Here is a 26,296-nt window from a genome sequence, read left to right as displayed (position 1 = left end):
TGGAGACAATGACAATGAGTGCAGTGATCAAAGACGATACGCGCAACCAGACCCTGGTCAGCCTGCGCGGCCTGAACAAGCACTACGGCGACTTCACCGCCGTGGACAACCTCGACCTTGAGATCCAGGACGGCGAGTTCCTCACCTTCCTCGGCTCCAGCGGCTCGGGCAAGTCCACGACCCTGTCGATGCTGGCCGGCTTCGAAACGCCCAGCAGCGGCGAGATCCTGGTCGACGGCCAGTCGCTGGTCAACGTGCCGCCGCACAAGCGCGACATCGGCATGGTGTTCCAGCGCTACTCGCTGTTCCCGCACCTGAACGTGCGCGACAACATCGGCTTCCCCCTGGCCATCCGCAAGCTCGGCGCCGACGAGACCCGCAAGCGCGTGGAGGCGATGCTCAAGCTGGTGCGCCTGGAACCCTTCGCCCACCGCAAGCCCTCGCAGATGTCCGGTGGCCAGCAGCAGCGCGTGGCGATCGCCCGGGCGCTGGTGTACGAGCCGCGCATCCTGCTGATGGACGAGCCGCTCGGCGCACTGGACAAGAAGCTGCGCGAAGACCTGCAGGACGAACTGCGCCAGCTGCACCGGCGCCTGGGCATCACCATCGTCTACGTGACCCACGACCAGGAGGAGGCGATGCGCCTGTCCCAGCGCATCGCCATCTTCAGCCATGGCCGCATCGTCGGCCTGGGCACCGGCTACGACCTCTACCAGAACCCGCCGAATGCCTTCGTCGCCTCGTTCCTGGGCAACTCCAACTTCCTGCGCTTCACTGCCAGCGGCAATGGCGGCGGGCACTTCGAGGGCCAGCCGGTGGCGGTACGCCTGACCCCGGGCCTGGCCAACGCCCAGGAAGCGTTGATCATGGTGCGCCCGGAGAAGGCCCAAGCGCTGACCGTCGAGCAGGCCGCGCGCGAACCCTTGCCGGCAGGCTGGAACGAAGTCAGCGCCACGGTCGCCGAGTTGCTGTTCCTCGGCGAAAGCCAGACCTGCCACGTGGTCACCCAGGGCGGTACGGCGCTGACGGTCAAGGCGCTGTCCGCCGCGGGCATGCCCATGCAGCCGGGCGACCAGGTCAGGGTGCGCTGGGCCGTGGCGGATGCGTGCGTCTACACCGACTGGGCCGAGAGCGACCTGAGCAAGGGCGCCGGGGCGCATTGAGCCAACCAGGGGCCGTAGCGCGGCCCCTCACAGCAACAGGTTGCCCCGCTCCTCCTCGGTCAATTGCGCCTTGGCCCGCTCATCCAGCGCCCCCGCGCCCAGTACCTGCACTGGGCTCTGGCGGTTGTACTGCGGATTAAGGCTCGCCCCGTCCTGCCCCGGCACCAGCCGCTCGCCACCGAAGCCCAGCACCTGCACGGTGATCACCGATGGCTGGCGCTGACGCGACGCGGCCTGTTGCTGGCGGCCCGCCTCCTCGGCCGCCTGGCTCGCCGACGACGCCGCGGCGCTGGCCGAAGCGATCGCCCCGGTATTCACCGCGGCCACCTCCGGCATGCCCTTGGCATCGCCCTGCACCTGGATGTTGGCAGCGTTGACCACCTGCAGCGCGGCGATGTTGACGTTGCCCGACACGCGGATCCCCGCCTCGCCGGCATCGATGGTGCCCAACGGTGCGATCAGGTCGATATCCCCCGGCGCCACCTCGGCAATCGGGTTGAGCGTGGCAATGCCAGCACCGGTGCTCGGCACGCTCGGCGCCAGGCCGACGTTACCCCACAGGTCGTAGGTGCGCTTGGGCGGCGTGTACACCACGGTGGTCTTCGAGCCGCGGCCGGCGTTGATGTCGCCCTGGGCCGACCAGCCGAGGATCGAGCCGCCGAAGGTGGTCATGATCCGGCTCTGGCCGAGCAGGATGCTGCCCTGGGAGTACAGCTGGATGTCACCGCTGCCCTGGGTGATCACCCCGGCGGTGGACGGCGGCGCTTCGCCCTCGATGCCGAACACCTGCTGGCCACCTGGGGTCAGCACCTGGATGCCGCCGCCGAAATCGGTGTGGATGCCCGCGCCGCCGTAGACGGTGGCGCTGCCGTCGTAGCGGATCGGATTGCCGGCCACGTCCTTGTCGGGGAACAACGCGGCGATCGCCTGGCGACCGCGCAGGTAGCTGCCGGTACGCGGGCCGTTGACGTCGTTGTACTCGCGTCCGCCTTCACGCAGCTCGCTGAAGTAGACCTGGCGGGCGAAGATGCGCTGCTGCTCGGCGGGCAAGGCGGCAAAGTAGGCGCGGCTGTCGGCGCTGTCGCCGCTGAAGCCGAAGCGTTCGCGCAGCCAGGCCTGCAGCTCCAGGTCATAGCGCTTGAACACGTTGTCCGCCTGGCCGCTGTCGGCGGGCTGCTCCGCACCGAGGTAGCGCTCGAGCAGACGCTGGTAGTCCGGGCCGGCCTTGCCGGCGCCGACGACGATGGCGATAGCCGCGCCATCGTTGCCGCCACCACTGCCATCGACCCGGCCGATACTGTTGATCGCCGCCTCCTGGTAAGCCGAGCCCACGCCCTGGCCGGACTGGAACAGGTTGCGCCCGGCGACCACCTCCAGCTGGCCGGGCCCGGCAACATTGAAGGTGCTTAGGCGAATGTCGCGCCCGGCGCTGATCAGCGAGACATCCAGGGCATCGCCATGGATGACCAGGTTGCCCGAGGAATAGACGTTGCCCTGGTCCCCCGCCACCATGCCCGGCGCGCCGAAGCGCTCGACGCCCAGCGCCTTGCCGGCGTTGACGATGTCGCGCCCGGCCATCACCCGCACCGGCCCCGCGCCCTGGTACAGCTTGAGCCCGGTCTGCTGGTACTCGATGATCTCGCCGGTGTTCAAGCCGACGATATCCCCGGCCAGGGCATAGAAGCGCGCGGGTGTCTGCGGCCGCGACCCGGCCTTGTAGGTGTTCAGGCCATAGGTGAACAGCGGCGACGCATCCAGGCTCGCGGCGATATCCGCGCTCAGGTTGCTGGCCTGGTACACGTACGAGAAGTCCTGGCCAAGCATTGCCGGCCGTTGCGGCGTGGCGATGGCCGAGGTGTCGGTGCCCGCCTGGCTGATCACATAGCCGCCGGCGTAGATCGACTCACCGGCGATCAGTTGCAAAGCGCTGCGCGCCGAAGGTGCGGTCATCAACGAATAGGCGGAGGTGGCGATGCCACGCTCGCTGGCCGAACTGCCGTAGTACAGGCTGCCGTTGGCCGCCGTCACCCGCAGCGCCGTCGGGTAGAACAGGCGGCCACCGTAGAGCGGCAGGTTACGGCCCGGACGCAGCTCATCGAAGCTCACCGGCGTGACATTGCCGCCCAGGGCGAGCATGTCCACGGCGGTGGTCTCGCGCCACAACGAGAACCAGCTGTTGCCCTGCCCGGCATAGCGCACACCGTTGTCGCCGAGGAAGCCGGTCATGTTGAACTGCGGCACCCGGCCCGGGTCACCGACACCCTGCACGACCAGGTCGCCGCGGCTGTCCAGGCGCACCGCGGCATCACCAGGCATGAGCGTCAGCCCCCCCAGCGCCGCGGCCTTGGTCGAGGTATAGGGGTCGTAGGCGCGCGACTCGCTGCTGTCATTGAAGGCGAAGCTGCTGCCATACACCTGCCTGACCACCCCGACGCTGCCCGCCTGGACATTCAGCGCACCCCGCAGGTTGACCAGCGTGCCGCCCAGGTCGGGGGTGACCCGCGCCATCTCCAGTGCCGCGGACGCCGGGTTGATGCCACCGGCCACCCGCAGGTTCAGGTCGCCGCCGCCGGTCTGCACCAGGCGACCATCCTCGACGATCCGGCCGCTGCCGCCGACCACCAGGTTCAGGCCCTGGCTGCGCTCGGCCTCGACGCCTGCGGTGTTGCTGGCCTGCAACAGGCCGGCCGAGCCACCCACGCCGACGTCCAGGTTGCCACCCCCCAGGGTGCCGATGCCGGTGAAGCCCACCAGCCAAGGTTCTGCCACCAAGGCCTGGGGCTGCTGGGCGAAGGTGCCGAAGTTGACCCACCACGCCGCCGGGGTATCGGCACTGGTCTGGCCCTGGCGCCACAGCCAGTTGCCCAGCGCGGCCGATGCCACTTGCGGCCTGGAGAGGGCGCCGCCGGTCTTGCTCGCCACCAGGTTGCCGGCAAGATCGCCCCCGGCCGTGATCCGCAGGTTGCCGCCCTGCTCCGGATACCAGGCGCGGTACAGGCTTTCGGTCAGCGCCTCATAGGGCGCGCCGGCGCTGCCGAGCACGCTGCCGTCGGCCAGCCGGCCACGGGCGAGCTGGTGCGGATCGACGCCGTCGCGCCACAGCGACGGCGCCTGGGTGCCGGCGGTGTAGACGCCGAACAGCGAGTCCATGCGCCAGTCGCCGGCACTGAGCAGGTCAAGGTCGCCGGTACCGGTGCGCAACACGCTGAACATCAGGGTGTGCGGCGTGACCTCGATACGCTCGGGCTCGGTCGGCGCGTCGATCTCCACGCACCAGCCGGGGATCGAGCACAACTCCATGTCGGCGTCGGCCACCGGGGTGCCGGGCTCCATGCCATAGGTGTTGTCCGGCCCCCAGACCCAGAGCTTCTTGCCCCCCAGCGTCTGGTCCACGCACCAGCCGGCGATGTCGCACAACACCAGGTCCTCGGGCGCCACCGGCGTGCCCGGCTCTATGCCGTAGGTGTTGTCGGGGCCCCACACCTTGATGGTCTTCACCGCCGGCTCGCACCAACCGGCGATGTCGCACAACGCCAGGTCCTCGGGGGCTACCGGGGTACCGGGCTCCATGCCGTAGGTGTTGTCCGGCCCCCAGACCATGCCGGTGCCGCCAGCCCCGCCACCGCTGCGCTTCTGCTGCGCGATGTAGTGCAGGTCGGCCAGGCGCAGCACGCCGGCATCGGTGTCGGCGCGGGTGATGCGGCTGTCGGCGGCGTCCAGGTCGGCGCCGGCCACCAGGCGCATCGACCACGACTGCGAGCCTGCCGGCAGCATCTGCGCCAGCGCCCAGTTGCGCCCCTGCTGGCCATTGCTTGCGGGGCGCAGCTCGATCAGGTCGACGCCTGCGGCGAGCTTGACATCGGTGCCCGCCGGCAGCCGCGAGCCAACGGCCAGGGTGAGCGCGCTGCCTTGGGTAAGGCCGCCACTGGGCAGGGCGATGCCCTTGCTCCAGATACCGCCCTGCACAGCCACGCTGACCGGCAGGCGGCTGCCGGCGTCCAGGCGCGTGCCCAAGGCCAGGGTGACCGCCTCGCGCAGCAGCGTGCCGGCGGCGTACAACAGGTTGCCGCCAGCGTCGCGTACCGCGGCCTCGAGTACCGTGCCCGCGGGCAGGGTCAGCGGTGTGGACAGGCTCATGGCGCTGGGCAGCCGCAGGTTGGCCGGCAAGGTGGTGGCGGCGAACGGCAGGTCGAAGTTGAGCAGGCTGCCTTCGGGGAACTGCGTGCCCTCGGCCAGCTCGACGCCGCTGCGCGGGATCACCAGGTCGCTGTCGAACGGCTGCTTGCCGGGCAGCAGCAACCAGCCCTTGCCGTCCATGCGCGCTTCGTCGCTGGCCAGGTCCAGCGGCATGAAGCCGTCACTGATGCTGCCATACACCTCCAGGTTGCCGCCGGCGCGCAGCACCAGGTTGCCCACCTCGCCCGAACCGTGGACAGCAGTCTTCGGCGTCAGCGGGTTGAGGCTGGCGTAGCGGTGGCCAGACAGGTCCAGATCACCCTGCACCACCAGGTCGGTGCCGGCATCGACCGTGGCGATCTCCACGCCCGGGCGCAGGTGCAGGGCCTGGGCGTAGCGGGCGTTGTTCAGCCCGGCCAGGCGCACGTCGAGCAGGTCACGGTTGCGCAGCAGGTTGTCGATGAACAGCACACTCTGGTCGTGCTTGCGGGTCAAGTAGTCCTGGTCGATGACCTGGATCGGCCGGCCACTGGCCGAAGTGCCGCCCGGCGCCGCGTCGGTGTAGCGCTGGTTGCCGACCACGGCGATGGAGCGCGCGCCGAGAATGTCCACTGGGCCACGCACGTCGATGGCGATATCGCCCGCCGTATCGCTGCCCAGGCGCGGGGCGATCAGCTCCAGGGTGCCGCGCTGGCGGCCATCGCCCTGCCCGGAGGCGGTACCGTGGCGCAGGTCGATGCGTGCGCCGCTGGCCAAGGTCAACTGGCCCTGGCCACTGCTGAGCTCGACCACGGCGCGGTTGGGCGCATCGATGATCGCGCCATAGCTGTCGACCCGCAGCACACTGCCATGGGCGTCAAGCAAGGCCCCGGCGCCCAGGGTCAGGCCTCGATTGGCGGCCAGGCGGATGCTGCCAACCTGCTCGCCGCTGGCATCGACATGGCCGTTGACCGTGAGCTGCCCGTTGTCCAGCGACAGGTTGATCTGCTGGGCCTTGAGCTCATCGCCGATCACCAGGTCACCCTGCTTGATCTGGAAGCTGCGCGCACCGAACACCTGGTCGCGGTTCAGGCGCTGGTTGAGGCCGGCAAAGTCGTCCAGTTGCCGGGCGCGGATATCGACCACCCCGCCCGCGTACGGGACCTGCGTGCCGGTGGCGTCGTAACGGCCACTGGCCGCGCCGAGGATCTGGCCGAGCAGTTCGATGCGCCCACCCTGCTCGCCCAGGGCAATGGCCGTCAGCCGCCCGGCGCGGTTGCCGCGGGCACTGAGGTCGATCAGCGCGCCAGCGGCCTGGTGAATGTCGCCGAACTGGCTGCCCAGCACCAGCTCGCCGCCCCAGCTGTACTGGGTGACGTCGTTGAGGGTCAAGGTACGCCCGGCCAGGTCCAGCCGTGCGGCGTCACCCAGGCGCAGGTCGTCCAGCGCCTGCAGGGTCAGGCGGCCGCTGGGCAGGCTGAAGGTGCCATCGACCAGCAGTTGCCGCGCCTTCAGGCTCAGCTCGGCGCCCAGGGCCTGACGACCGCTGGCCAGGGTGCCACCGCCGCCCTGCACGCGCAGGGTGCCACCGGCCTCGATACGATTGAGCGAGCCGGCGCTGCCGGTCCACAGCGGTGTGTCCACCAGCAGGTCACCGCCGCTGTAGGCGAAGCTGCCGTCGGCCTGGTAGTCACCACGGCGGTGGTGGACCAGCAGGCTGCCCTTGTGGTTGGCGCTCACCTGGTGGCTGGCGTGCAGTTCCACGCGGCTGAAGCCCAGGGTCTGGCGCGCCATGTCGGCGCTGCCATCGGGCTGGCTGTTGGCGCCGTAACCGAATTCCAGGTCCTTGACACGGATCGCCAGCAGGCCATCGCCACTGCCGGCCCCGCCTGCGATCGGCGCGCCCGCGGCGTTGCGCGCACCGCTCCAGATCAGCCGTTCGGTGCGAATGGTCGCCTGGTCGCCGGCCTGGCCATGGCCATAAATGGCCGGCACGCCGAGCACCAGCGCCTGCAGGCGGTTCTTGCCGGTGACCGGGTCGTAGGTGTCGAGCGCCGTGGTGCCGAAGAAGTTCAGCGAGTCGGACGCCGCCAGGGTCAGGGTCTCCAGTGCCGGCACAGCCTCGGCCGGGCTGCCCTGCAGCAGACGGTCGAGCACTTGCTGGTTGAGGGTCAGGCCCTGGCCCAGCACGCCGTCCGCCAGGGCGCGAGCCAGCGCGTCGGCGCTGCCGACGTTGATCCGCCCGACCGCCAGGCCCAGGTGCCGGGTCCCGAAGGCCACCCCGTCATCGAGACTGAAGGTCTTGTCGGTGGCGGCGAACAACGAGCCTTCCGAGTACAGCCGGGTGGTGCCCTGGCAACCGCCGGCGCTGCAACCGCCAATGAGGATGGAGCCCGGCGACCAGCTGCTGGTGAACTGCGACGACACCACATCCAGCCGGCCGTTGGACACCGCCAGCAAGGCACGGCCGTTGCTGTTGATGAAGTAGCCGTCATCGGCATCGAAAGGCACCGCGCCTCGGCCAAGGGTGACGATCCCGGCCCCCTGCTCGACGACGATGCTGCCACGCGGGTCGTTGTTGGTCAGGAACACTTCACCGGCCTGCAGCACCGCCCCCGAACGCAGCCAGATATCGCTGGTGCCTTCGAGGAAGGTCATCTGGTTGCCGCCCTGGCCGTAGAGTACGTTGGCGCGGCCGCCCAAGGTCAGCCGGGGTGCCTGCAAGGCATTGAGCTCGCGGGCCGACAGCACCGCGATGTTCTCGCCGCTGGCCTGGCCGGCGCCACCATCGGCCACCACCTCAAGGCCGCGGGCGCCGAACACTGCCGCGCTGCCGGCATGACCGCCTTCGGCGGCGGCGAAGTTCACCCGGCCGGCGACGCGCAAGGTACTGGCGGCCTCGTTGTTGCCCTGCACCCGCAGGTTCAGCCACTTGCCATCGGCCTCGATCGCCGCGCGCGGCACGCCCTTGGCCGAGGCATCGGCACGGGCGAAGGCGGCGTAGGACGTTTCGTTGTACTGCGAATAGCGCCGCAACACGTCGCCCGAGGTCAGGATCACCTGGCTCGACAGCGGCTGGCGGATACCGGTGTTGGCCACCGACAGGCTGCCCGTGGTAGTCCAGGAGCCGTTGCGCATCGCCAGGCTGGCAGCGCTGCCCCCGGCCATGGCCAGGCCATTGAGCTCGACCCTGAACGCCCCCGGCAGCAGCGCAAAGCTGGCCGGCAGCAAGGTGTAGGTACCCGCCGCCAGGCCAGGAACGCTGCCATCCAGGGTGATCTGCTGGCCGATCCCCGGCGCCGTCACGCCGGCCTCGCCGGTCACCGGCGCGTAAGGGCCGGTGAAGCTCGGCACAATGGCGTAGACCGGGTTGCTGCCCAGCGTGGGCAGGACCAGGCGGCCCTCGCCATCGAGTTGCATCAGCGGATGGTAGCGGGCGTCGGTGGAGCCGCCACGCCCGGAGACGAAGCCGGCGCCGGTCAGCGTGCCGCCTCCGGACAGGTCGATCAGCGCGTCCTGGCGGATGTCGATGGACTTGCCGTTGAGCGATACCCCATACAGGCTGTCGCCCGCCGCGCCCAGCAGCTTCACCGCCAGGCCTGCGAACAGGTAGCTCAGGCCATCCACCGTCCCGCCGTAGGGCATGACCAGCCCTGCCGCGCTGACCGAGGTGATGCTGCCCGGCAGCAGGGTGACGGACTTGGTGCCCCCCGTTTCCTGCCCCAGCGACAGCCCGCCGAGGGGCGCGCGCAGCACACCGCCCTGCTCGACCTTGCCGGCGACCAGCGCCAGCCGGCCGAACACCGAGAACGGCTGGTCGGGCGTGCCTTGCCCAGCCCTGCCGATGCGCAAGGTGGCGTCGCTGGCCGTCTCGATCTGGCCGAAGGCGCCGGTGGTCGGGTAGATCTGCGCGGCGAGCAGCTCCAGGTCGGCATTGCTGCGCAGCAGGGTCCTGTCGGTGCCCTCGCCAACCTTGCCCAGCACCCGCAGGTCGCCCTGGCTGCGCAGGCTACCCAAGGCAAAACCTCGGCGGTCGAAGTCCAATGAACCACCGGCGGCCAGCGCCAGGCTGCCATGGGCGCCCAAGGTCATGGCATCGCGCAGGTCCAGAAGGTGGGCGTCGACCTGCAACAGCGCCGCGCTGTCTTGCATCGACAGCCCGCCCTTGAGGGTCGGCCGGGTCGCCTGGTCGGCGCTGCGATGGTTGCTGCCGGCAAGCCGCACATAGGGCGCCTGCAAGTGCACACGGGCATCGCCGGCACTGCTCTGGGCCAGCACCAGCGAGCCGGTGTACAGCTGCAGGCTACGGGCCATGCGCAGGTCCAGGTCACCCTCGAAGGCCACTACACCATCGCTGAGCAGCGACAAGCTGTCGAAGCCCCCCGCAGCAACCTGAGCAACGTCGAGCCGCCCCTGGCCATAGCGCAGCGGCCCTTGCTCGGCATTGGCCGCGCCTTGGCCGAGCACCAGCTCGCGTGGCGCCTTGACGGCGTCGACCAGGCTACCGTTGAGGTAGAGACCGCTATCCAGCGCCACCTCCAGGCTGCCGCCTGCGGCGCCAAGACCACCGGAAGCGGCGCTGAAGCTGCCGTTCAGGCGCAGCCCGTGGCTCGACGCCAGGCTGATGCGCCCGCCGTTGCTGGCCATGGCCAGCGGCCCTTGGCCACGGATATCCAGCGTGGCCTGGGCACCATCGGCGCGCAGGCGAGCGCCCTCGGCCATGTCCAGGAACAGGTAGGCGCCGTTGCTGGTGCCCTGGTCATGGTCGATCTGCCCGCCGATCACGATGCTGCCGCCATCGTCGACCCGACCATAACGGCGACCTTGCGCATCCAGCGCGGTGAACGCCCGCCCGGACACATCGATCAGGGCCTGGTCACCCAGGCGGATCGAGCGCTGGTGCGCCCCTTCCGTCACGCCGGAGTCCATGGTCGGCAACCATTGCTGCAGCAGGCTGACACTGCCGCCCCAGGCATTGAGGGTACCGTTCAGGTTCAACTGCGCGGTGCTGGTCAGGCTGATGGACTGCAAGGGGTCGACGCTGATCGTCGCGCCGCGCCCGACCTCGAGCACCGCCGCTTCACGGCTCGCCTGGTCGAAGCGGCTATCACCCGCCGCCAGGGCCAGGCTCGCGCCAGCGCGCGGCTCCAGCTTGCCGGCCACCGCGTTCTGTGCCAACAGCGGCGCCAACACGATCAGCGCCGGATCGCCGAGCGGCCGGCTGGCGTCGAGTTGCTCCACCGGCCGGGTGACGTCGATACGGCTGCCAGCGGCCACACTCAGGCCATGGTTGCCGGTGATGGCGTAATGAGCGAAACCACGGTTGAAGAAATCCTCGGCCAAGTGCACGCCGGTCTCGCCCTGCCCGCTGCCCCCCACACTCACCCGCTCGGCGGCCAGGGTCAGGGTGCCTGCGCCACTGCTGCCGTAGCCGCGCAGCTCGCCATCGAGGCGCATGCGCCCGGTGCCGCTGTTGTCCAGCGCGCTACTCTGCAAGGTCAGGTTGCCGCCACTGCCACCGAGCAGGCGGTTGCCCTCGCGGCGTACCACACCGCCGGATACGTCCAGCACGCTGCCGTTGTCCAGCAGCACATCGCCGCTGCTACGCAGGCTCAGGCTGCCACCGTTGCGCCAGGCGCGCTCACCCGGGTCGGTGCCCTCGCTGCGCAGACCGCTGACATCCAGGCGCGCCCCGGCGGCCACGCCGACCTGCGCGCGCAGCCCTGCCGGGGTGGCCAGCGCCTGGTCCTGCAGGCCGGCGAGAACACGTTGACGGAGCACATCACCCAGGACCATCTGCCCGCCCCTGGCGGTCAGGTCGGCATTGACCTGGACCTGCGGGGCATAGAAGGTCAGGCTGCCGCCATCGGCCAGGCGCACGGCATCATCGACCTCGATGCGCTGTTGGGCGGCAACGCTCAAACCACCCAGCTCCAGGCCGTTGAGCCAGTCGCTGTCGAGTGCCAGCTGGCCACGGCGCTGCTCGTCCAACGGTGCCTGCAGGCCGACGTCGGCGCTCTGCCCCCCGGCGCCCTGGCGTATCAGCACCTGCTGCATGACCGGGGTCAGGCTGAAGCCGAGCTCCTTGGCGTCGCTGAGGTAGCCGGGCAGCTGTTGGCCGATCACCAGTTGCGCGCCCTGGGCCCGGGCGGTGTGCACCTGGCGATAGCCGTCGCGCCCGCGTACCGGCGCCTGCACCTGGCGCTCGTCCTGCCAGGTCTGGCCGAGCAACTGGCCGTCGAGCAGCGCGCTCTGGGTCGCCACCACCAGGCTGCCGGCGTCGCGGCCCACGGTATAACCCTGCTCGTAACGCTGGCCGGGGGCAATCAGCGGGTTGTAGAAGGTGCGGGTCTGGTCCCAACGCGCGCTGTGCGCCTCGTAGCCGTTGTACAGGCCGGTGTAGAGCAGGTCGCCCGGGGCCTTCGACAGTTCGTAAAGCCGGCCGTCCTCACCGCGCAGCCAGCTCTGGCGGATGTAGCCGTCCTGCACCGCCAGGGTGCCGCCAGACAAGTTGATCTCGGCGCCGGCGCGGGTCACCAGGTCCTGGCCGGTGAAGGTCACCGTGCCGCCCTGGGCCATCCACTCGCCGACGCTGTGGTTGCGCGTGCCCAGGTAGCCGCCCACCTCGAGCAGGCCACCGGCGGTGTACCAGCGCTCGCTGGCGTAGCCGTTGACGCCCTTTTCCACATGCACCAGCTCACGCACGTCCACCCACACATCGCGGTTGATCAGGCCGCCCTTGTCACGGTTGCCGGCCGCGTCGCGCTGTTCGTTGCCCTGCACGTTGATCTTGATGACATTGCTTTCCATGGCGACCTTGACCCCGAGGGCCCCGGCCACGTCGATGCGCGCGCCATCGTCCACCAGGCTGCGCAGCCCGGCGCTGACGGCCACCTGGCCACCGGTGGCCAGGGTCAGGGCGCCTTCCTGGAAATGCACGGTGCCACCGCTGACCACCTCCACCCGCGACTGCTCGGGGCGGTCGATGACCTTGCTCAGGTTGTCGAAGCGGCCCGTGGCATTGTTGCCGCTGACCCCATCCACCCCCTGCCGCGAGGCCTCGCGCTGGCTGTCCAGGGCCTGACTGTCGTCGAGCAGCACGGCGGTGACGCTGCCCTTGCCGAAACTGACCGTGCCGCTGGTGTCGCTGGCCGAGTTGAGCAGGTGGATGCTGCCGCGCCGGTCCACCGCGGTGCTGGCAAGGGCCACGCCATCCTGGCGCACGGCATGGCCGGTCAGGGTGATATCGCCGCCCGCCGCCTGGATCAGTCCGTTGTTGACCACGTTGCCGGCGCTGCTGCCGGGCTTCAGGCTGCTGGCGACCTCATTGCCGCGGGTGGTGGAGAAGGCGTTGGCCTGGGTGCCCCTGCCCCGGCGGATGTAGAAGTCGTCACCGGCGGCAAGCGTTGCCTGGCCCTGGGGTGTGATGATCTGGCCTTCGTTGCTCACCTCGCTGCCCAGCAGCAGCACATAGCCGCCGCCCTCGGTGGAGGTGGCTGGGGCGCGGGTCTGCAGTTGCGCGCCCCGTTGCACCACGACCTTGCCGCCGGCCTGGGTGAAGGTGGCCTGGCTGCCGTTGCTGTCGACATACAGCCCGCGTTCGCGGAACTGCTCGTCGCTGACCTGCGCCGCCGCCGCCACCAGGTTGCGCACGTTGACCTGGCTGCTGCCGTTGAATACCACGCCATTGCGGTTGAGCAGCATCACCGTGCCCTGGGCCTCGATCTGGCCGTGGATCTGGCTCGGCCGGGCGTTGGGGTCGTTGACCCGGTTGAGTACCGCCCACTGCGCCTGCTGGTCGAACTTGACCGTGGTGTCGCGGCCAACGTTGAAGGTTTCCCAGTTGAGGATCGCCTTGTCGGCGGTCTGTTCGATCAGCACCTGGGTCTTGCCGCCCACCTGGCTCTGCTGCGGCGCCTTGGCGTTCTGCCAGCCCTTGGTCAGCGGGTTCTCGTCGACCTTCAGGCCGCCCTCGCCCAGGCCGTTGGGCACGGTCTGCGGCTGCACCTGCGCCAGGGTGCGGCCGGCGGCCTGCGCCGCCTGCTGCGCGGCGATGGCGGCCACGGTGTTGTCGAGGTTGCCCAGGGAGCGCTGGAACCGTTGCTGCAGGCGCTGCTGCTGGGCCAGCGGAGGTGGCGCGCCGGGCAGTTGCACGTGGCCCGCTGCCGCGCCGCCACCGGCTGCGGGCGCGGCGCCCTTGGCCGCGAACCAGGCCGAGCTGAACGGCTGCGCGGCCTGGGCCGTGCCGGACAGCAACAACAGTGCGATGGCCTGGGCCAAGGGCTTGAGCAGCATCGGCGCGTGGCCTGCAGGCTGGCGACGCCGGCGGGCGACGGTGGCTGGTAGGTCTGGCTGGTGCTGGCCGCGCGACATTGCAGGGTTCCTTGTGCAGGGTCATGGAAGGCAGGTCGGTGCGGCCGTGATGCCGCTTTGCCATAAGGCAGTCGGCCCGGGCGCGGACCGAAGCTTTGTCATGCAAAGTTCATCTGCCTGGGGTACGCGCACACGCGAAAACCGACGGTGCCGTGCCGGCCACCGTCGGTTGTCCGCCCGTTGCGGGCTTGGCGCTTCGCGTGACGCTTACAGACGGCCGATACCGTTGCAGACCGAAGCGTTGGCGATGTTGGTGCCTTCGTTGTAGCCGTTGTCCAGGAACACCTTCTTGATCTCGGCGGCGTAGGCGGCCGGCAGGCTGACGAAGGAGTGCTGGGCGATGGTGGCGGCCTTGGCACCGGTGTACAGATCGTTCAGGAAGCTGCGGATGGCGGTGGCATCGGCGGCGGTCTGGTAGCACTGGCCGACCAGCAGGTTGGTGTAGCCGACGATCGGATAGCCCGAAGTCGGTACCACGCCACCGGCGTTGAAGATCGGCACCCACTTGCTTGGGTCGGCGCGGTCGGCTGCGGTGCTCGGGGCGACAGCGGTACCCAGGGCGGTGCGGGCGTTGGCGGCGGTTGGCAGTGGGGCGGTACCGGCGGCCATGGCGTTCTTGCTGACGCGGGCGACCACGGCGTTGTTGCCGGTGGCGACATAGTCAGGGCTGACGTAGCCGATGGTGCCATCGGTGGCGTTGACCGCGTTGACCACATCGGCGCTGCCGGCGACGGCTTGCCAGGTGGCCGGTTCGCTGCCGACGTTGGCGGTGGTGAAGGTGCTGCTGACCACGAAGGACGATGGGCAGGCGTCAGCCAGGAAGCGCGACAGCAGCTCGGTGGTGCCGCTGCTGCCGGAGCGGTAGATGACCTTGATCGGCGTGGCGTCGGCGGTGCCCAGCAGCTGGCCCCAGGTGGTGGTGGTACCGGAGAACACGCCGCACAGCTGGGCGCCGGTCAGTTGCAGGTTGGTCACGCCCGACTTCTTGTAGGGAATGGCAACGGAGGTGCCCACCGATGGGATCTGCACCAGCTTGCCCCAGGTGGCGGCCTTGCTGCTGTTGTAGGTCGACAGCTCCGAGGCGCTCAGGACCGAGTCGCTGCCGGCGAAGTCGACGTTGGTGCCGGCCGGCTGGTTGATCGAGGCCGCTGCGTTGGTCAGGAACGCCGTCTTGCCGCCACCACTGCCGACACCGGTGTAGCTGAAGTCGGCCGGCAGCAGGCGCGGCAGGCTCGAGGTGCCGTTGTAGAGGTTTTCCGGCAGGGTGGCGCCGCCACCGACAACAGCAGCCATGGATTGGGCCGAAGCCAGGGTAGCAGCCACCAGGGAGGCGGCGATCACAGTACGCTTAAACATGAAGCAATCTCCTATCGTCGTGTTCATACGTTGAGTGGGTCGCGCATTGGTGTGGCCACAGGCCGTATACCCTGATCCAGAGGGGCTGAGGCCTGTCCACGGGGCCAACATTCGCAGCTTGTGGTGACAGGCAAAGGAAAAAACATCGGGAGTTCGGCGGGGAAAAGCTCGGGTGTCGGCGGGCGCTTTTCGGGTGTGCGGCGGGCTGGCCATGAGCCGGCGCAGGCGGTACGGGAGGGGACGCTCCGGAGGATGGCGAATCAGGCACTCGGGAGTTGGGCCAAGGGGAGAAAAAACTGTGTGCCAGCGCCGGCCACTTCCCAGTGGCCGGTTGGTCATGGCCGGACTTTCAGGGCGCGGCCACCTCGCTGGGCGATGCCAGTTGCAGGAGTTCGCTGGTATAGGTCCACTCTTCCTGGACCTTGTCGGGGTGCTCGTTCAGGCGGATGCCATAGGAGGGGATGATCTGCTTGATCTTCGCCTGCCACTCAGGCGTGGCCACCTTGTCCTTGAACACCTTGTTCAGCAGGTCGAGCATGATCGGCGGCGCGGTCGAGGCGCCCGGCGAGGCGCCGAGCAGACCGGCGATGCTGCCGTCCTTGGCGGTGACCACCTCGGTACCCAGCTTCAGCACCCCGCCCAGGTTGTCGTCCTTCTTGATGATCTGCACCCGCTGCCCGGCCTGCCACAGGCGCCAGTCTTCCTTCTTCGCCTCGGGGAAGTAGGTCTGCAGCGCGGCAAAGCGGTCGTCGTCGGACTGCATCAGCTGGCCGATCAGGTATTGCACCAGGTCGAACTCGCGCACCCCGACCCGCACCATCGGCCAGGTGTTGTGCAGCGACATGCTGGCGAACAGGTCGAGCAGCGAGCCCTCCTTGAGGAACTTGGTGGAGAAGGTGGCGAACGGCCCGAACAGGATCATGCGTTTGCCATCGAGTACCCGGGTGTCCAGGTGCGGCACCGACATGGGTGGCGCGCCGGTGGCGGCGATGCCGTAGGCCTTGGCCATGTGGCGCTGGGCGATGGCCGGGTTGTCGGTGACCAGGAACGAGCCGCCCACCGGGAAGCCGGCGTAGTCCTTGGCCTCGTCGATGCCCGACTTCTGCAGCAGGTGCAGCGCGGCGCCGCCGGCACCGATGAACAGGAACTTGGCGTCGGTGCTCGCGGTGCCGCCGTCCTTGAGGTTCTTGTACTCGACGTGCCAGCTGCCGTCGTCGTTACGGGTGATGTCCTGCACCTCGCTGGACAGCTTGAGGTCGAAGTTCGGCCGGGTCTGCAGGTAGCCCACGTACTGGCGGGTGATCTCGCCGAAATTGACATCGGTGCCGATCGGCGTCCAGGTGACGGCGAGCTTCTGGTTGGGGTCGCGCCCTTGCATCATCAGCGGCACCCATTTGGCGATCTGCGCGTGATCCTCGGAGTACTGCATCGGCTTGAACAGCGGGCTGGCCTGCAACGCCTCGTAGCGTTTCTTGAGGAAGCGGATGTTGTCGTCGCCCCAGACGAAACTCATGTGCGGCGTGGTATTGATGAACGAGCGCGGGTTCTTCAGCACGCCCTGCTTGACCTGCCAGGCGAGGAACTGACGGGTGACCTGGAACGACTCGTTGATCTCCACCGCCTTGCTGATGTCGATCTTGCCGTCCTTCTCCGGCGTGTAGTTGAGCTCGGCCAGCGCCGAGTGACCGGTGCCGGCATTGTTCCAGCCGTTGGAGCTTTCCTCGGCCACCTTGTCCAGGCGCTCGACCATCTGCATCGACCAGCCCGGCTCCAGCTCGTTGAGCCACACCGCCAGGGTGGAACTCATGATGCCGCCGCCCACCAGCAGCACATCGACGCGCTTGTTGTCGGCGGCCTGGGCATGCAGCCCCAGGGCCAGGGTGAGGGCCGCCAATGCCCATCTGGGCGTTTTGTAGAGGTTCATGTGCTCTCCCGTTTTGGTCATTCCGTGCGCCTGGAGGACAAGCTTAGCCGAGTGTTTTGCTCGGGCATGGTCGCAGTGTTTTCTGATCCCTTGCCCCGCGACAAGGCCAGTCCACCCAGTTCGATAATCGCCCGTTTTCAATCCTTCGGGATTTGACGAAACTAACCAGATAGTACAAATATCGGAGTATTCAAAAACAACAAAGCGATACCCGCCATGACACCCCGAATCCTCGTGCTCAACGGCCCCAACCTCAACCTGCTGGGTACCCGCGAACCTACCCAGTACGGCCATGAAACCCTTGCCGACCTTGCCAGCCTTTGCGCCGGCAGTGCCCGCGAACTGGGCCTGGAACTGGAGTTCCGCCAGACCAACCACGAAGGCGAGCTGCTCGACTGGATTCACGCCGCCCGTGGCCGCTGCCACGGCATCGTGATCAACCCCGCCGCCTGGACCCACACCTCGGTGGCCATCCGCGACGCTCTGGTGGCCAGTGAACTGCCGGTGATCGAAGTGCACCTGTCCAACGTGCACAAGCGCGAGCCGTTCCGTCACCTGTCGTTCGTCTCCAGCATCGCCGTGGGAGTCATCTGCGGCCTTGGCAGCCAGGGCTACCGCATGGCCCTGGGCTATTTCAGCGAACACCTGCGCGAGCACGCGGCATGAGCACCCAAGGCATCCTCGCCGGCCTCATCGGCCGTGGCATCCAGGCCTCGCGCACACCGGCGCTGCACGAGCGCGAAGGCGACGCCCAGGCGCTGCGCTACCTGTACCGGCTGATCGACGCCGACCAGCTGGGCTTGGACGACAGCGCCCTGCCCGCGTTGCTCGACGCGGCCCAACACACCGGGTTCAGCGGGCTCAACATCACCTTTCCGTTCAAGCAGGCGATCCTGCCGTTGCTCGACGAACTGTCGGACGAGGCCCGCGGCATCGGCGCGGTGAACACCGTGGTGCTGCACGATGGCAGGCGGGTCGGCCACAACACAGACTGCCTGGGCTTTGCCGAAGGTCTGCGCCGGGGCCTGCCCGGGGTGGCCAGACGCCGCGTGGTGCAGCTGGGCGCGGGTGGCGCGGGCGCGGCGGTGGCTCACGCACTGTTGGCCGAAGGCGTCGAGCAACTGCACGTGTTCGAGGTGGATCCGGCCCGCGCCAAAGCGCTGGTGGACAATCTCACACAGCGCTTCGGCGCGGGCCGCGCCATGCTCGGCAACGATCTGGCCGAGACCCTGGCCGGCGCCGATGGCCTGGTCAACACCACGCCCGTGGGCATGGCCAAGCTGCCGGGCACCCCCTTGCCGCCGGCGTTGCTGCACGCAGGGCTTTGGGTGGCGGAGATCATCTATTTTCCGCTGGAGACCGAGCTGTTGCGCCAGGCCCGGGCCCTGGGCTGTCGCACCCTCGATGGCGGCACCATGGCAGTGTTCCAGGCGGTCAAGGCGTTCGAGCTGTTCAGTGGGCGCCCGGCGGATGCCGCGCGGATGCAGGCGCATTTCGCCAGTTTCTAGTCGCCAGGCAGCTCATCGCGGGGCAAGCCCGCTCCCATGAAAGAGGGAGCGGGCTTGCCCCGCGCTTGCATTCAGGCCTTGATGTAACGCATCACCGCCTCGCAGATTACCTGCTTGTGACGCTGCTTGACCTGCTCGTCGGACAGGTCGATCTGGAAGATGTCGCCAAAGGTATGGCGGTTGGACACCCGGTAGAAGCAGAACGAGCTCATCAGCATATGCAGGTCGATCACTTCGATGCCGGGGCGGAACACGCCCTGGGCAACGCCACGGGCGAGAATCTTGCCCAGCGCGTCGAGCACCATGCTGCTCATTTCGCGGATCACCGGCGACTGCTTGACGTACTCGCCGTAGTGGATGTTCTCGGTGCAGACAATGCGCACGAAATCGACGTTGTTGGCGTGGTGGTCGAAGGTGAACTCCACCAGGCGCTGGATCGCCTGCTCGGGCGCCAGCGAGTCGAGGTCCAGGCTGTGCTCGGTCTTGCGAATGTCGCCGTAGAGCTTGACCAGGCACTCGACGTACAACTGCTCCTTGCTGCCGAAGTAGTAGTAGATCATGCGCTTGGAGGTGGCGGTGCGCTCGGCAATGGCATCGACCCGGGCGCCCGCCAGGCCCTGCTGGACGAACTCGGTGATGGCGGCCTGGAGAATGTTCTCGCGGGTCTTTTCCGGATTGTTCTTGCGCGTCTTGCGCAGGCCTTCGACTTCAGGCTTGACGACCGAATCACTCATACCGACTCACAGGCTCGTTGTAGTAATCCGGGCGATTATCCGTGAGCCGGGCGATGCTGGGAAGCGCGGTGTTGGTCGGCTGGTCAGGTTTGGCCTAGAGGCGCCGTCGCCGGCCAAGGGCCTCGCTCACAACACCACCTTGCGCCCTGCCCCGCTGCGCGCCTTGGCCATCGCTGCCAGGCGCACCGCCACGTTGGCCGCGCCATAGCCGGCATAGCCGCCCTTGCGCTGCAGGACCTCGAAGAAGAACCGCCCTTCGAACGGCTCGGAGTACACGTGGAACAGCTCGCCGCCCTGGGCATCGCGGTCGTACAGCACGTTGTAATACGCCAGCTCGCTGAGGAACTCGTCATCGAAGTCGAAGCGCGCCGCCAGGTCGTCGTAGTAGTTCAGCGGGATTTCCAGCAACGGCACGCCGGCTTCCTTGGCCCTGGCCACCTCGCGGAAGATGTCGTCACAGTCAAAGGCGACGTGGTGCACGCCCGAGCCGCGATAACTGTCCAGGGCATGGGCGATGGCGGTGTTGCGGTTTTCCGAGATGTTCAGTGGCAGCCGCAGGGTGCCGCAGTGGCTGCGCAGGGCACGGCTCTTGACCAGGCCATAGGGGTCGGGCAACACCACCTCGTCGTCGGCGGTGAAGTCGAACAGGCTCTTGTAGAACAGCACCCAGCTGTCCAGCGCCTCGGCCGGCAACGCCAGGGCCATGTGATCGATTCGCTTGAGGCCACCACTGGCGCGGGCTGTCGGGTCCAGGCGGAAATCGGTGTCGTAGAGGGTCTGACCGTTGCCGTCGGGCTGCACCAGGTACAACAGGCTGCCGTCCGGTGCGCGCACCGCCGGGATCTCGCGCTCGTTGGGGCCGACCAGGCCGCGGAACGGCTGGCCACGGTAGGCCATGGCGCGCTGCAGGGCGTCCTGGCCAGCGTTGACCCGCAAGGCCGTGGCGCACAGTGACGGGCCATGGGCTTCGAAGAAGTTGTGGGCGAACGAATAAGGTTCACCATTGAGGACGATGTTGATATCGCCCTGGCGCAGCAGACGTACGGCCTTGCTGCGGTGCTCGCCGGCCTCGGCGAAGCCCAGGCGCTTGAGCCAGGCGCCCAGGCGTGCGCCGACCGCCTCGTCGACGGCGAACTCGAGGAACTCCACGCCGTCGTAGCGGCTGGCGGCCGGCGGCGCGAACAGCACGCCCGGCTCGACCGCCCGCGCCTCGCGCTCGAGCTGGCGGCGGGTCTTCTCCTCCAGGTACAGCAGCGAGCGCAGGCCATCGGCGGCGTTCTGCCGAGTTGGCGCCGCGCGGAAACCGTCATTGAAGATCTCCAGCGACAACGGGCCGCGATAGCCGCTGGCCAGGATCGGCGCCAGGAAGCCCGCCAGGTCCATTTCCCCCTGGCCGGGGAAGCAGCGGAAGTGCCGGCTCCACTCCAACACATCCATGGCCAGGATCGGCGCATCGGCCATCTGCACGAAGAAGATCTTCTCGCCAGGGATATCGCGGATGCCGCTGGGGTCGCCCCTGAGCGACAGCGTATGGAAGCTGTCGAGGATCACCCCCAGTGCCGGGTGGTCGGCCTGGCGCACCAGGTTCCACACCTGTTGCCAGGTATTGACGTGGCGCCCCCAGGCCAGGGCCTCGTAGCCGATGCGCAGGCCCCGCGCGCCGGCATGTTCGGCGAGCAGGCGCAGGTCGTCCACCAGCAACTGTTCGTCGCCCAGGGCGTCGGGCTGGACATTACTGCACACCAGCACCAAGTCGGTGCCTAGCTCCTGCATCAGGTCGAACTTGCGCTCGGCGCGGTCGAGATTCTTGCGCAGGCGGTCGCGGCGGCAGCCCTCGAAATCGCGGAACGGCTGGAACAGGGTAATGGCCAGCCCCAGGTCCGCGCACAACTGGCGCACTTCGCGGGGGCTGCCGGCGTAGTACAGCAGATCGTTCTCGAAGATCTCGACGCCGTCGAAACCGGCGGCGGCGATGGCTTCGAGCTTTTCCGGCAGGGTGCCGCTCAAGGAAACGGTGGCAATCGAACGGTGCATGGCGGGTATTCCTTGTTATTGAGTGAGGCCTGGCACGATCGATTATTCGCAGGTAAAGTCGCCCCGGCAACGAACTTTGTACGGAACAGTTAGTTTTTGTTCGATTACCGAACAAAACCCGTTCCAGCGAATTGCGTCACCCACCCCCGTGAACAACCATGAACACCAGTCGCAGGCCCGCCGCCCCTTCCCGCCGCCACGCCGGTCGTTCGGCGGAACCTGCGCTGCAATACCCAACGTCACCACATAATAAGTTCAAGAAAACGGGTACCGACCTATGCACACCTTGCTCGCCCTGCGATCCGCGCCGCCTCGTTCGTCTTCTCCACACAGCCCCTGCCCGCGCCTCAAGCGCTGACCAATCCGGCCCCTGACAAGAACAACGGAGACAACATGGCCCGCTCAAGTTCCCAAGCCAAGAAAGCCACCGCCAGCGGATGGATCGGCTCTGCCCTCGAGTACTACGACTTCTTCATCTACGCCCAGGCCGCGGCGCTGATCTTCCCGCAGATCTTCTTCCCGTCCGCCGACCCGAAGATGGCCATCATCGCCTCGCTGGCCACCTACGGCGTGGGTTACCTGGCGCGCCCGGTGGGCGCCTTCGTGCTTGGCCACTGGGGCGATACCCGCGGGCGCAAGAACGTGCTGCTGCTGTGCATGTTCCTCATGGGTCTTTCGACCATGGCCGTAGGCCTGCTGCCGACCTACCACGATGTCGGCCTGCTGGCCCCGGCACTGCTGGTCCTGCTGCGCCTGGTCCAGGGCTTCGCCGTGGCCGGCGAGATCTCCGGCGCCAGCTCGATGATCATGGAGCACGCGCCGTTCGGCCGGCGTGGTTACTACGCCAGCTACACCCTGCAAGGGGTGCAGGCCGGCCAGGTGATGGCCGCCGCGGTGTTCCTGCCGCTGGCCTACTTCATGCCCAGCGAGGCCTTCAACGACTGGGGCTGGCGCATTCCGTTCCTGATGAGCGCGCTGGTGCTGGTGGCTGGTTTCATCATCCGCAAGGAGGTCCACGAGACCCCGGCCTTCGTTAGGGAAGAGAAACAGGACAAGGTGGCCAAGTCGCCGATCAGCGAGGCCTTCCGCCACAGCTGGAAGCACATGGTGCTGGTGATGTTCATGGCGCTGATGAACGTGATCCCGGTGGTCGCCACCATCTTCGGCGCCGCCTACGCGGTGCAGCCGGCCTACGGCATCGGCTTTGACAAGAGCGTGTACCTGTGGATCCCGGTGGTGGGCAACATCGTCGCGGTGCTGGTGATCCCCTTCGTCGGCAACCTCAGCGACAGGATCGGCCGGCGCCCGACCATGATCGCCGGTTGCCTGGGCTCGGGCCTGCTGGCGTTCGTCTACCTGTATGCGATCAGCATCCAGAACGTGCCGCTGGCCTTCGCCGCCTCGATCATCATGTGGGGCATGGTCTACCAGGGCTATAACGCGGTGTTCCCGAGCTTCTACCCAGAGCTGTTCCACACCCGCTACCGGGTCTCGGCCATGGCCATCGCGCAGAACCTCGGCACCATGATCACCGCCATGCTGCCGGCGTTGTTCGCCGCAGTCGCGCCGCCGGGCTCGGACAATATCCCGCTGGTGGTCGGCGGGCTGGCGTTCCTCATCACCTGCGTGTGCGCGCTGGCCGCCTACCTGGCACCGGAAACCCACCGACTGGCTATGGAAGACCTGGGCAACCCGCAGGCACAACCCATGGCACGGGAAGCCTATGAAGCGAGCCGCAAGGGCAACCTGAAAGCGTTCGGCCACTGACATCGGCGGTGCCGAAAGAAAGACGCCTCGTCAGAGGCGTCAAGACATTCCCCCGCAACCAAAGGAGCACAGGGGCTTCTCAAGGTGAATCCGGGTGGTTCAGAGAATCGACAACGGGTACTCGACGATCACCCGTACCTCGTCCAGGTCCGACTCGAAGGCTGTCGCCCGGGTGGTGGCCTGGCGCACGCGCAGTGCCAGGTCCTTGGCCGCGCCGGTCTGCACCACGTACTTGATCTCGATGTCGCGCTCCCAGCGCTTCTGGTCGGTGAGCGGGTCGCCGTTGCCATCGCGGCGCATGTAGTAGGCGTTGGCATGGCTGTAGTCGGCGTCGCTGCCACGGCCATAGCGGGTCATGAACGACAGCCCCGGCACACCGTAGGCGGCCATGTTCAAGTCGTAGCGCAGCATCCATGAGCGCTCTTTCGGCGAGTTGAAGTCGCTGTACTGGATGGAGTTGTCGAGGAAGATCGAATCGGACTGGCGCAGGTAGTCGAAGTCGTCGTCGCCGTTGTTGCGCTGGTGGGTCAGGGCCAGGGTATGGGCGCCGTAGCGCACGCCGAGCTTGGCGCTCCAGATGTCGTTGTCGAACTGGCCCAGGCGCTGACGTCCTTCGTCCCTGGCGTTGTAGAAATTGAACCCGCCGATCAGCGCCAGCTCATCCGACAGCGGCCAGGTCACGCTGGTGCCGGCGTAGTACTGGTTCCACACATCCTTCAAGCGACTGCCGAACAGGCTGACGCTGACGTTTTCGTTGATCGCGTAGTCGCCACCGCCGTAGGCGATCCACGGCGAATCCACCGGGCCGCCGTAGAACGTCACGAAGTTGTCGCGCAAGTCGCTGGACACCGGCTGGCTCATGGCGTGCAGGCGCCCGGCCTGCAGCATCAGGCCTTGCACACTGGTGTTCTCCAGGGTCACGCCGCGAAAACTTTCCGGTAACAGCCGCGAGTCGCCGGCCGCCACCACCGGGTTGACCGGGAACACATCGCCCACCCGCAGCACGGTGTCGAACAGGCGCACCTTGGCCGCGCCGCCGAGCTTGGTGTATTCGTCGCGGGCCTGGCCATCGCGGTCCACCGGCAGCACGTCGAACGAGCTGCGCCCACCGTTGCGCCCGCCACCGGTGTCGAGCTTGAGCCCGAGCATGGCGAAGGCGTCCACCCCGACGCCCACCGTGCCTTGGGTGAAGCCGGACTCGAAGCGGGTGATCACGGCATGGGCCCAGGCTTCGGAGTAGCCGTTGCCGCTGTCCTTGCCGCTGTTGTAGGTGGGGGCCGGGCCATCACGATGGTCACGATTGAAATAGTAATTGCGGTTGAGCACGCTCAGGCGGCTGCCCTCGATGAACCCTTCCTTCTGCTCTTCTGCGGCCCAGGCCGCCGGGCCGAAGCCGGCCAGCGCGACCAGGGCGGCCAGGGAAAGTGTCGGATTGCTCTTCATCCACTGCTCCTTCGATTGCGGCTGTTCTTGTTGTCAGACCCTGGCGCTGGAGCCTCCCTGGTCTGGCCAGATGCGCACGCACCCAGCCCCATTGGCCGAGCCTGATGCTCGCCGCTGGCGGATAACGGGAAGGTGATGGGGGCATTACAATCGTGTCATGCGCAGCGGGGGGAGCCGCGTGCGCGCCCAGCTTTCAGATCTGTAACCCGGCCGTCATGCCCCTGTTTGCCGGGCATCGCTAGCGTGGTCTGCGAAACGAATTTTTCGGAGGCACGACCATGCTACGACCGACCCTCACCGCCGCCCTGCTGGCGCTTTCCCTCTCGACCCAGGCCAGCGGCTTTTCCAGGCTGGACAGCGAACAGCTGCTGGCGGACCACCAGCAGGCCGTGGCGGCCTATGCGGCCAAGCGGGCGAAGCCCATGCCGGAGATCGTCGACTACCGCTATGGCATGAAGCTCGACGTTGCCCGCCTCGTCCGCCAATCGGGCGACCCGCGCACCTGCGAGGTGGTACCGCGGCTGATGACCTTCGAAGACAGCCAGGGCACCTTGCGCACCGTGCGCTACGCGGTGCAGTCGCAGTGCATCAACAACAAGTAGTTCAGCCGCGCAGCCCGTCCACCAGTTGCAGGCTGTTGCGCCCGCTGCGCTTGGAGGCGTACAGCAGCACGTCGCCTTGCTCGATCAACGCCGCCAGGCTGGCCGGCGGGCGGTCGAACAGATTGGCGCCGATGCTCAGGGTCACCGCCTCGGGGGTGCGGAATGCCTGTTCGGCGGTGCCCTGGAACTGCTGGCGCAGGGCCTCGGCCAGGCGCTGGATGGCGTCGCGCGAAGCCCCGGCCAGGAGGATCACGAACTCGTCGCCGCCCAGCCGTGCGGCGATCGCCCGCTCCGGCAGCATGGCCCGGATCATCTCGCTCAATGCCACCAGCAGGTGGTCGCCGGCGGCATGCCCATGCAGGTCGTTGACCAGCTTGAAGTGGTCGATGTCGATCAGCAGCAAGGCCCCGGGGTTTGCCGGGGAAACCTCGTTGAACAGGCTCGCCGCGCGCATTTCCAGGGCGCGGCGGTTGTACAGCGCGGTCAGCGGATCGCGCGCGGCCAGGCGCTCGATGCGCTCCTCGCGGCGGTAGCGCACGGTGCCGGTCATCGACAGGGCGATCAGCATGATCGCCATGGCCCCCTCCACCAGCGACACCTGGATGATCTGACCGCGAAACGCGGTCAGGTCGATCAGCGTTCCCGGCAGCAGCGCCGGTAGCGTCTTGGCCAAGTAGAACAGCCCGTGCAGCAGCAGGATACAGCGCAACTGCACCGCGCCGACGCTGAACGACTTGCCGTGCGGGCGCAGCAACGCGCTGGCGTACAGGGTGAACGCGGCGACCAGCAGCGAGTTGGCCACCAGGAAGGTCTTCGACCAGGTGGGCCACTGCGGCAGCAGCAACAGGCTCAGCCAGGCCAGCGGGGCCAGGTAGCAGAGCCGTGACAGACGGGTTTCGGTAAAGCGTGACACCCCCAGCAGGAACAGCCAGTGGGCGGCCACCAGCATGCCGTTGGCGAACCAGATGCCGATGAACAGATAACCGCTGCCACGCAGCAAGGCGAGCGAGGAACCGACGCTGATGGTGGCGAAGCTGGCGCTCCAGCACAGCAGCGAAGACTCGCGCACGCTGCGCCACTCCACGGCCAGATACAGCGCGGCGGCCGCGGCCAGGGCGATGGTGAGGGTCAGCATGGTGGAAGCGTCGAACGCCATGGGTGGAAGTGGCCTGTATCTGGGTTACCGTTCAGAACGGTGATTGTATGCGTTCAAGGGTCAATGCACAGGCATAAATGA

General features: G+C 67.8%; 12 protein-coding genes. 5 read left to right on the top strand and 7 right to left on the bottom strand.

Features of this window, described 5'->3' with window-relative positions; all coding sequences use genetic code 11:
* Nucleotides 1–14: 14 nt before the first annotated feature.
* Nucleotides 15–1,163, top strand: a complete 1,149-nt coding sequence (locus DFS21_RS10355; protein WP_111532248.1) for an ABC transporter ATP-binding protein — start codon at nt 15–17, stop codon at nt 1,161–1,163.
* A 27-nt stretch (nt 1,164–1,190) separates the two neighbouring features.
* On the opposite strand, the gene DFS21_RS10350 is transcribed toward DFS21_RS10355, so the two are convergent.
* From DFS21_RS10350 to mqo, 3 genes are all read right to left on the bottom strand, one after another.
* Entirely contained in the window at nt 1,191–13,691 is a 12,501-nt protein-coding gene (locus DFS21_RS10350; protein WP_111532247.1) for a filamentous hemagglutinin family protein, read from the bottom strand.
* 207 nt (nt 13,692–13,898) lie between these two features.
* Nucleotides 13,899–15,047, bottom strand: coding sequence for a substrate-binding domain-containing protein (locus DFS21_RS10345; protein ID WP_102683759.1), 1,149 nt, complete (start codon nt 15,045–15,047; stop codon nt 13,899–13,901).
* A 349-nt stretch (nt 15,048–15,396) separates the two neighbouring features.
* Entirely contained in the window at nt 15,397–16,971 is a 1,575-nt protein-coding gene (mqo, locus tag DFS21_RS10340) for a malate dehydrogenase (quinone) (protein ID WP_110701617.1), read from the bottom strand.
* Nucleotides 16,972–17,187: 216 nt separating this feature from the next.
* On the opposite strand from mqo, the gene aroQ reads away from it, so the two are divergent.
* Together aroQ and DFS21_RS10330 are read left to right on the top strand one after the other, a co-directional pair.
* The gene (aroQ, locus tag DFS21_RS10335; RefSeq protein ID WP_110701615.1) at nt 17,188–17,637 is read left to right on the top strand and encodes a type II 3-dehydroquinate dehydratase; all 450 of its coding nucleotides are present in this window, start codon (nt 17,188–17,190) and stop codon (nt 17,635–17,637) included.
* Entirely contained in the window at nt 17,634–18,479 is an 846-nt protein-coding gene (locus tag DFS21_RS10330) for a shikimate dehydrogenase (protein ID WP_111532246.1), read from the top strand. The genes aroQ and DFS21_RS10330 overlap by 4 nt, the downstream gene beginning before the upstream one ends.
* 71 nt (nt 18,480–18,550) lie before the next feature.
* On the opposite strand, the gene DFS21_RS10325 is transcribed toward DFS21_RS10330, so the two are convergent.
* Both DFS21_RS10325 and quiC read right to left on the bottom strand, forming a co-directional pair.
* Nucleotides 18,551–19,213 carry a TetR/AcrR family transcriptional regulator gene (locus DFS21_RS10325; RefSeq protein ID WP_102683763.1) on the bottom strand — a complete coding sequence of 221 codons (663 nt, stop codon included), beginning with the start codon at nt 19,211–19,213 and terminating at the stop codon, nt 18,551–18,553.
* A gap of 126 nt (nt 19,214–19,339) precedes the next feature.
* Entirely contained in the window at nt 19,340–21,247 is a 1,908-nt protein-coding gene (gene quiC, locus DFS21_RS10320; protein ID WP_110701611.1) for a 3-dehydroshikimate dehydratase QuiC, read from the bottom strand.
* Between the two features lie 393 nt (nt 21,248–21,640).
* Here quiC and DFS21_RS10315 point away from each other — a divergent pair, with 393 nt between their 5' ends.
* Nucleotides 21,641–23,014 (top strand): MFS transporter, encoded by a 1,374-nt coding sequence (locus DFS21_RS10315; protein WP_111532245.1) that lies wholly within the window; start codon nt 21,641–21,643, stop codon nt 23,012–23,014.
* Between the two features lie 99 nt (nt 23,015–23,113).
* On the opposite strand, the gene DFS21_RS10310 is transcribed toward DFS21_RS10315, so the two are convergent.
* Nucleotides 23,114–24,457, bottom strand: coding sequence for an OprD family porin (locus tag DFS21_RS10310; protein WP_111532244.1), 1,344 nt, complete (start codon nt 24,455–24,457; stop codon nt 23,114–23,116).
* A 278-nt stretch (nt 24,458–24,735) separates the two neighbouring features.
* On the opposite strand from DFS21_RS10310, the gene DFS21_RS10305 reads away from it, so the two are divergent.
* The gene (locus DFS21_RS10305; protein ID WP_046856021.1) at nt 24,736–25,059 is read left to right on the top strand and encodes a DUF2790 domain-containing protein; all 324 of its coding nucleotides are present in this window, start codon (nt 24,736–24,738) and stop codon (nt 25,057–25,059) included.
* A 1-nt stretch (nt 25,060) separates the two neighbouring features.
* Here DFS21_RS10305 and DFS21_RS10300 read toward each other — a convergent pair whose 3' ends face one another.
* Nucleotides 25,061–26,215, bottom strand: coding sequence for a GGDEF domain-containing protein (locus DFS21_RS10300; protein WP_111532243.1), 1,155 nt, complete (start codon nt 26,213–26,215; stop codon nt 25,061–25,063).
* Nucleotides 26,216–26,296: the final 81 nt, after the last annotated feature.

The sequence above is a fragment of the Pseudomonas sp. 2848 genome (genome assembly GCF_003253945.1).
Classification (GTDB): Bacteria; Pseudomonadota; Gammaproteobacteria; order Pseudomonadales; family Pseudomonadaceae; genus Aquipseudomonas.
Note: the sequence above shows the minus strand (reverse complement) of the source record. Positions and strands in the feature narration are given on the sequence as shown.

What these genes read in the sequence shown, in the direction of transcription:
- DFS21_RS10325 (WP_102683763.1), bottom strand. Translation starts at nt 19,213, where the DNA reads ATGAGTGATTCGGTCGTCAAGCCTGAAGTCGAAGGCCTGCGCAAGACG.
- DFS21_RS10315 (WP_111532245.1), top strand. Translation starts at nt 21,641, where the DNA reads ATGGCCCGCTCAAGTTCCCAAGCCAAGAAAGCCACCGCCAGCGGATGG.
- quiC (WP_110701611.1), bottom strand. Translation starts at nt 21,247, where the DNA reads ATGCACCGTTCGATTGCCACCGTTTCCTTGAGCGGCACCCTGCCGGAA.
- DFS21_RS10330 (WP_111532246.1), top strand. Translation starts at nt 17,634, where the DNA reads ATGAGCACCCAAGGCATCCTCGCCGGCCTCATCGGCCGTGGCATCCAG.
- mqo (WP_110701617.1), bottom strand. Translation starts at nt 16,971, where the DNA reads ATGAACCTCTACAAAACGCCCAGATGGGCATTGGCGGCCCTCACCCTG.
- aroQ (WP_110701615.1), top strand. Translation starts at nt 17,188, where the DNA reads ATGACACCCCGAATCCTCGTGCTCAACGGCCCCAACCTCAACCTGCTG.
- DFS21_RS10300 (WP_111532243.1), bottom strand. Translation starts at nt 26,215, where the DNA reads ATGGCGTTCGACGCTTCCACCATGCTGACCCTCACCATCGCCCTGGCC.
- DFS21_RS10350 (WP_111532247.1), bottom strand. Translation starts at nt 13,691, where the DNA reads ATGTCGCGCGGCCAGCACCAGCCAGACCTACCAGCCACCGTCGCCCGC.
- DFS21_RS10305 (WP_046856021.1), top strand. Translation starts at nt 24,736, where the DNA reads ATGCTACGACCGACCCTCACCGCCGCCCTGCTGGCGCTTTCCCTCTCG.
- DFS21_RS10345 (WP_102683759.1), bottom strand. Translation starts at nt 15,047, where the DNA reads ATGTTTAAGCGTACTGTGATCGCCGCCTCCCTGGTGGCTGCTACCCTG.
- DFS21_RS10310 (WP_111532244.1), bottom strand. Translation starts at nt 24,457, where the DNA reads ATGAAGAGCAATCCGACACTTTCCCTGGCCGCCCTGGTCGCGCTGGCC.
- DFS21_RS10355 (WP_111532248.1), top strand. Translation starts at nt 15, where the DNA reads ATGAGTGCAGTGATCAAAGACGATACGCGCAACCAGACCCTGGTCAGC.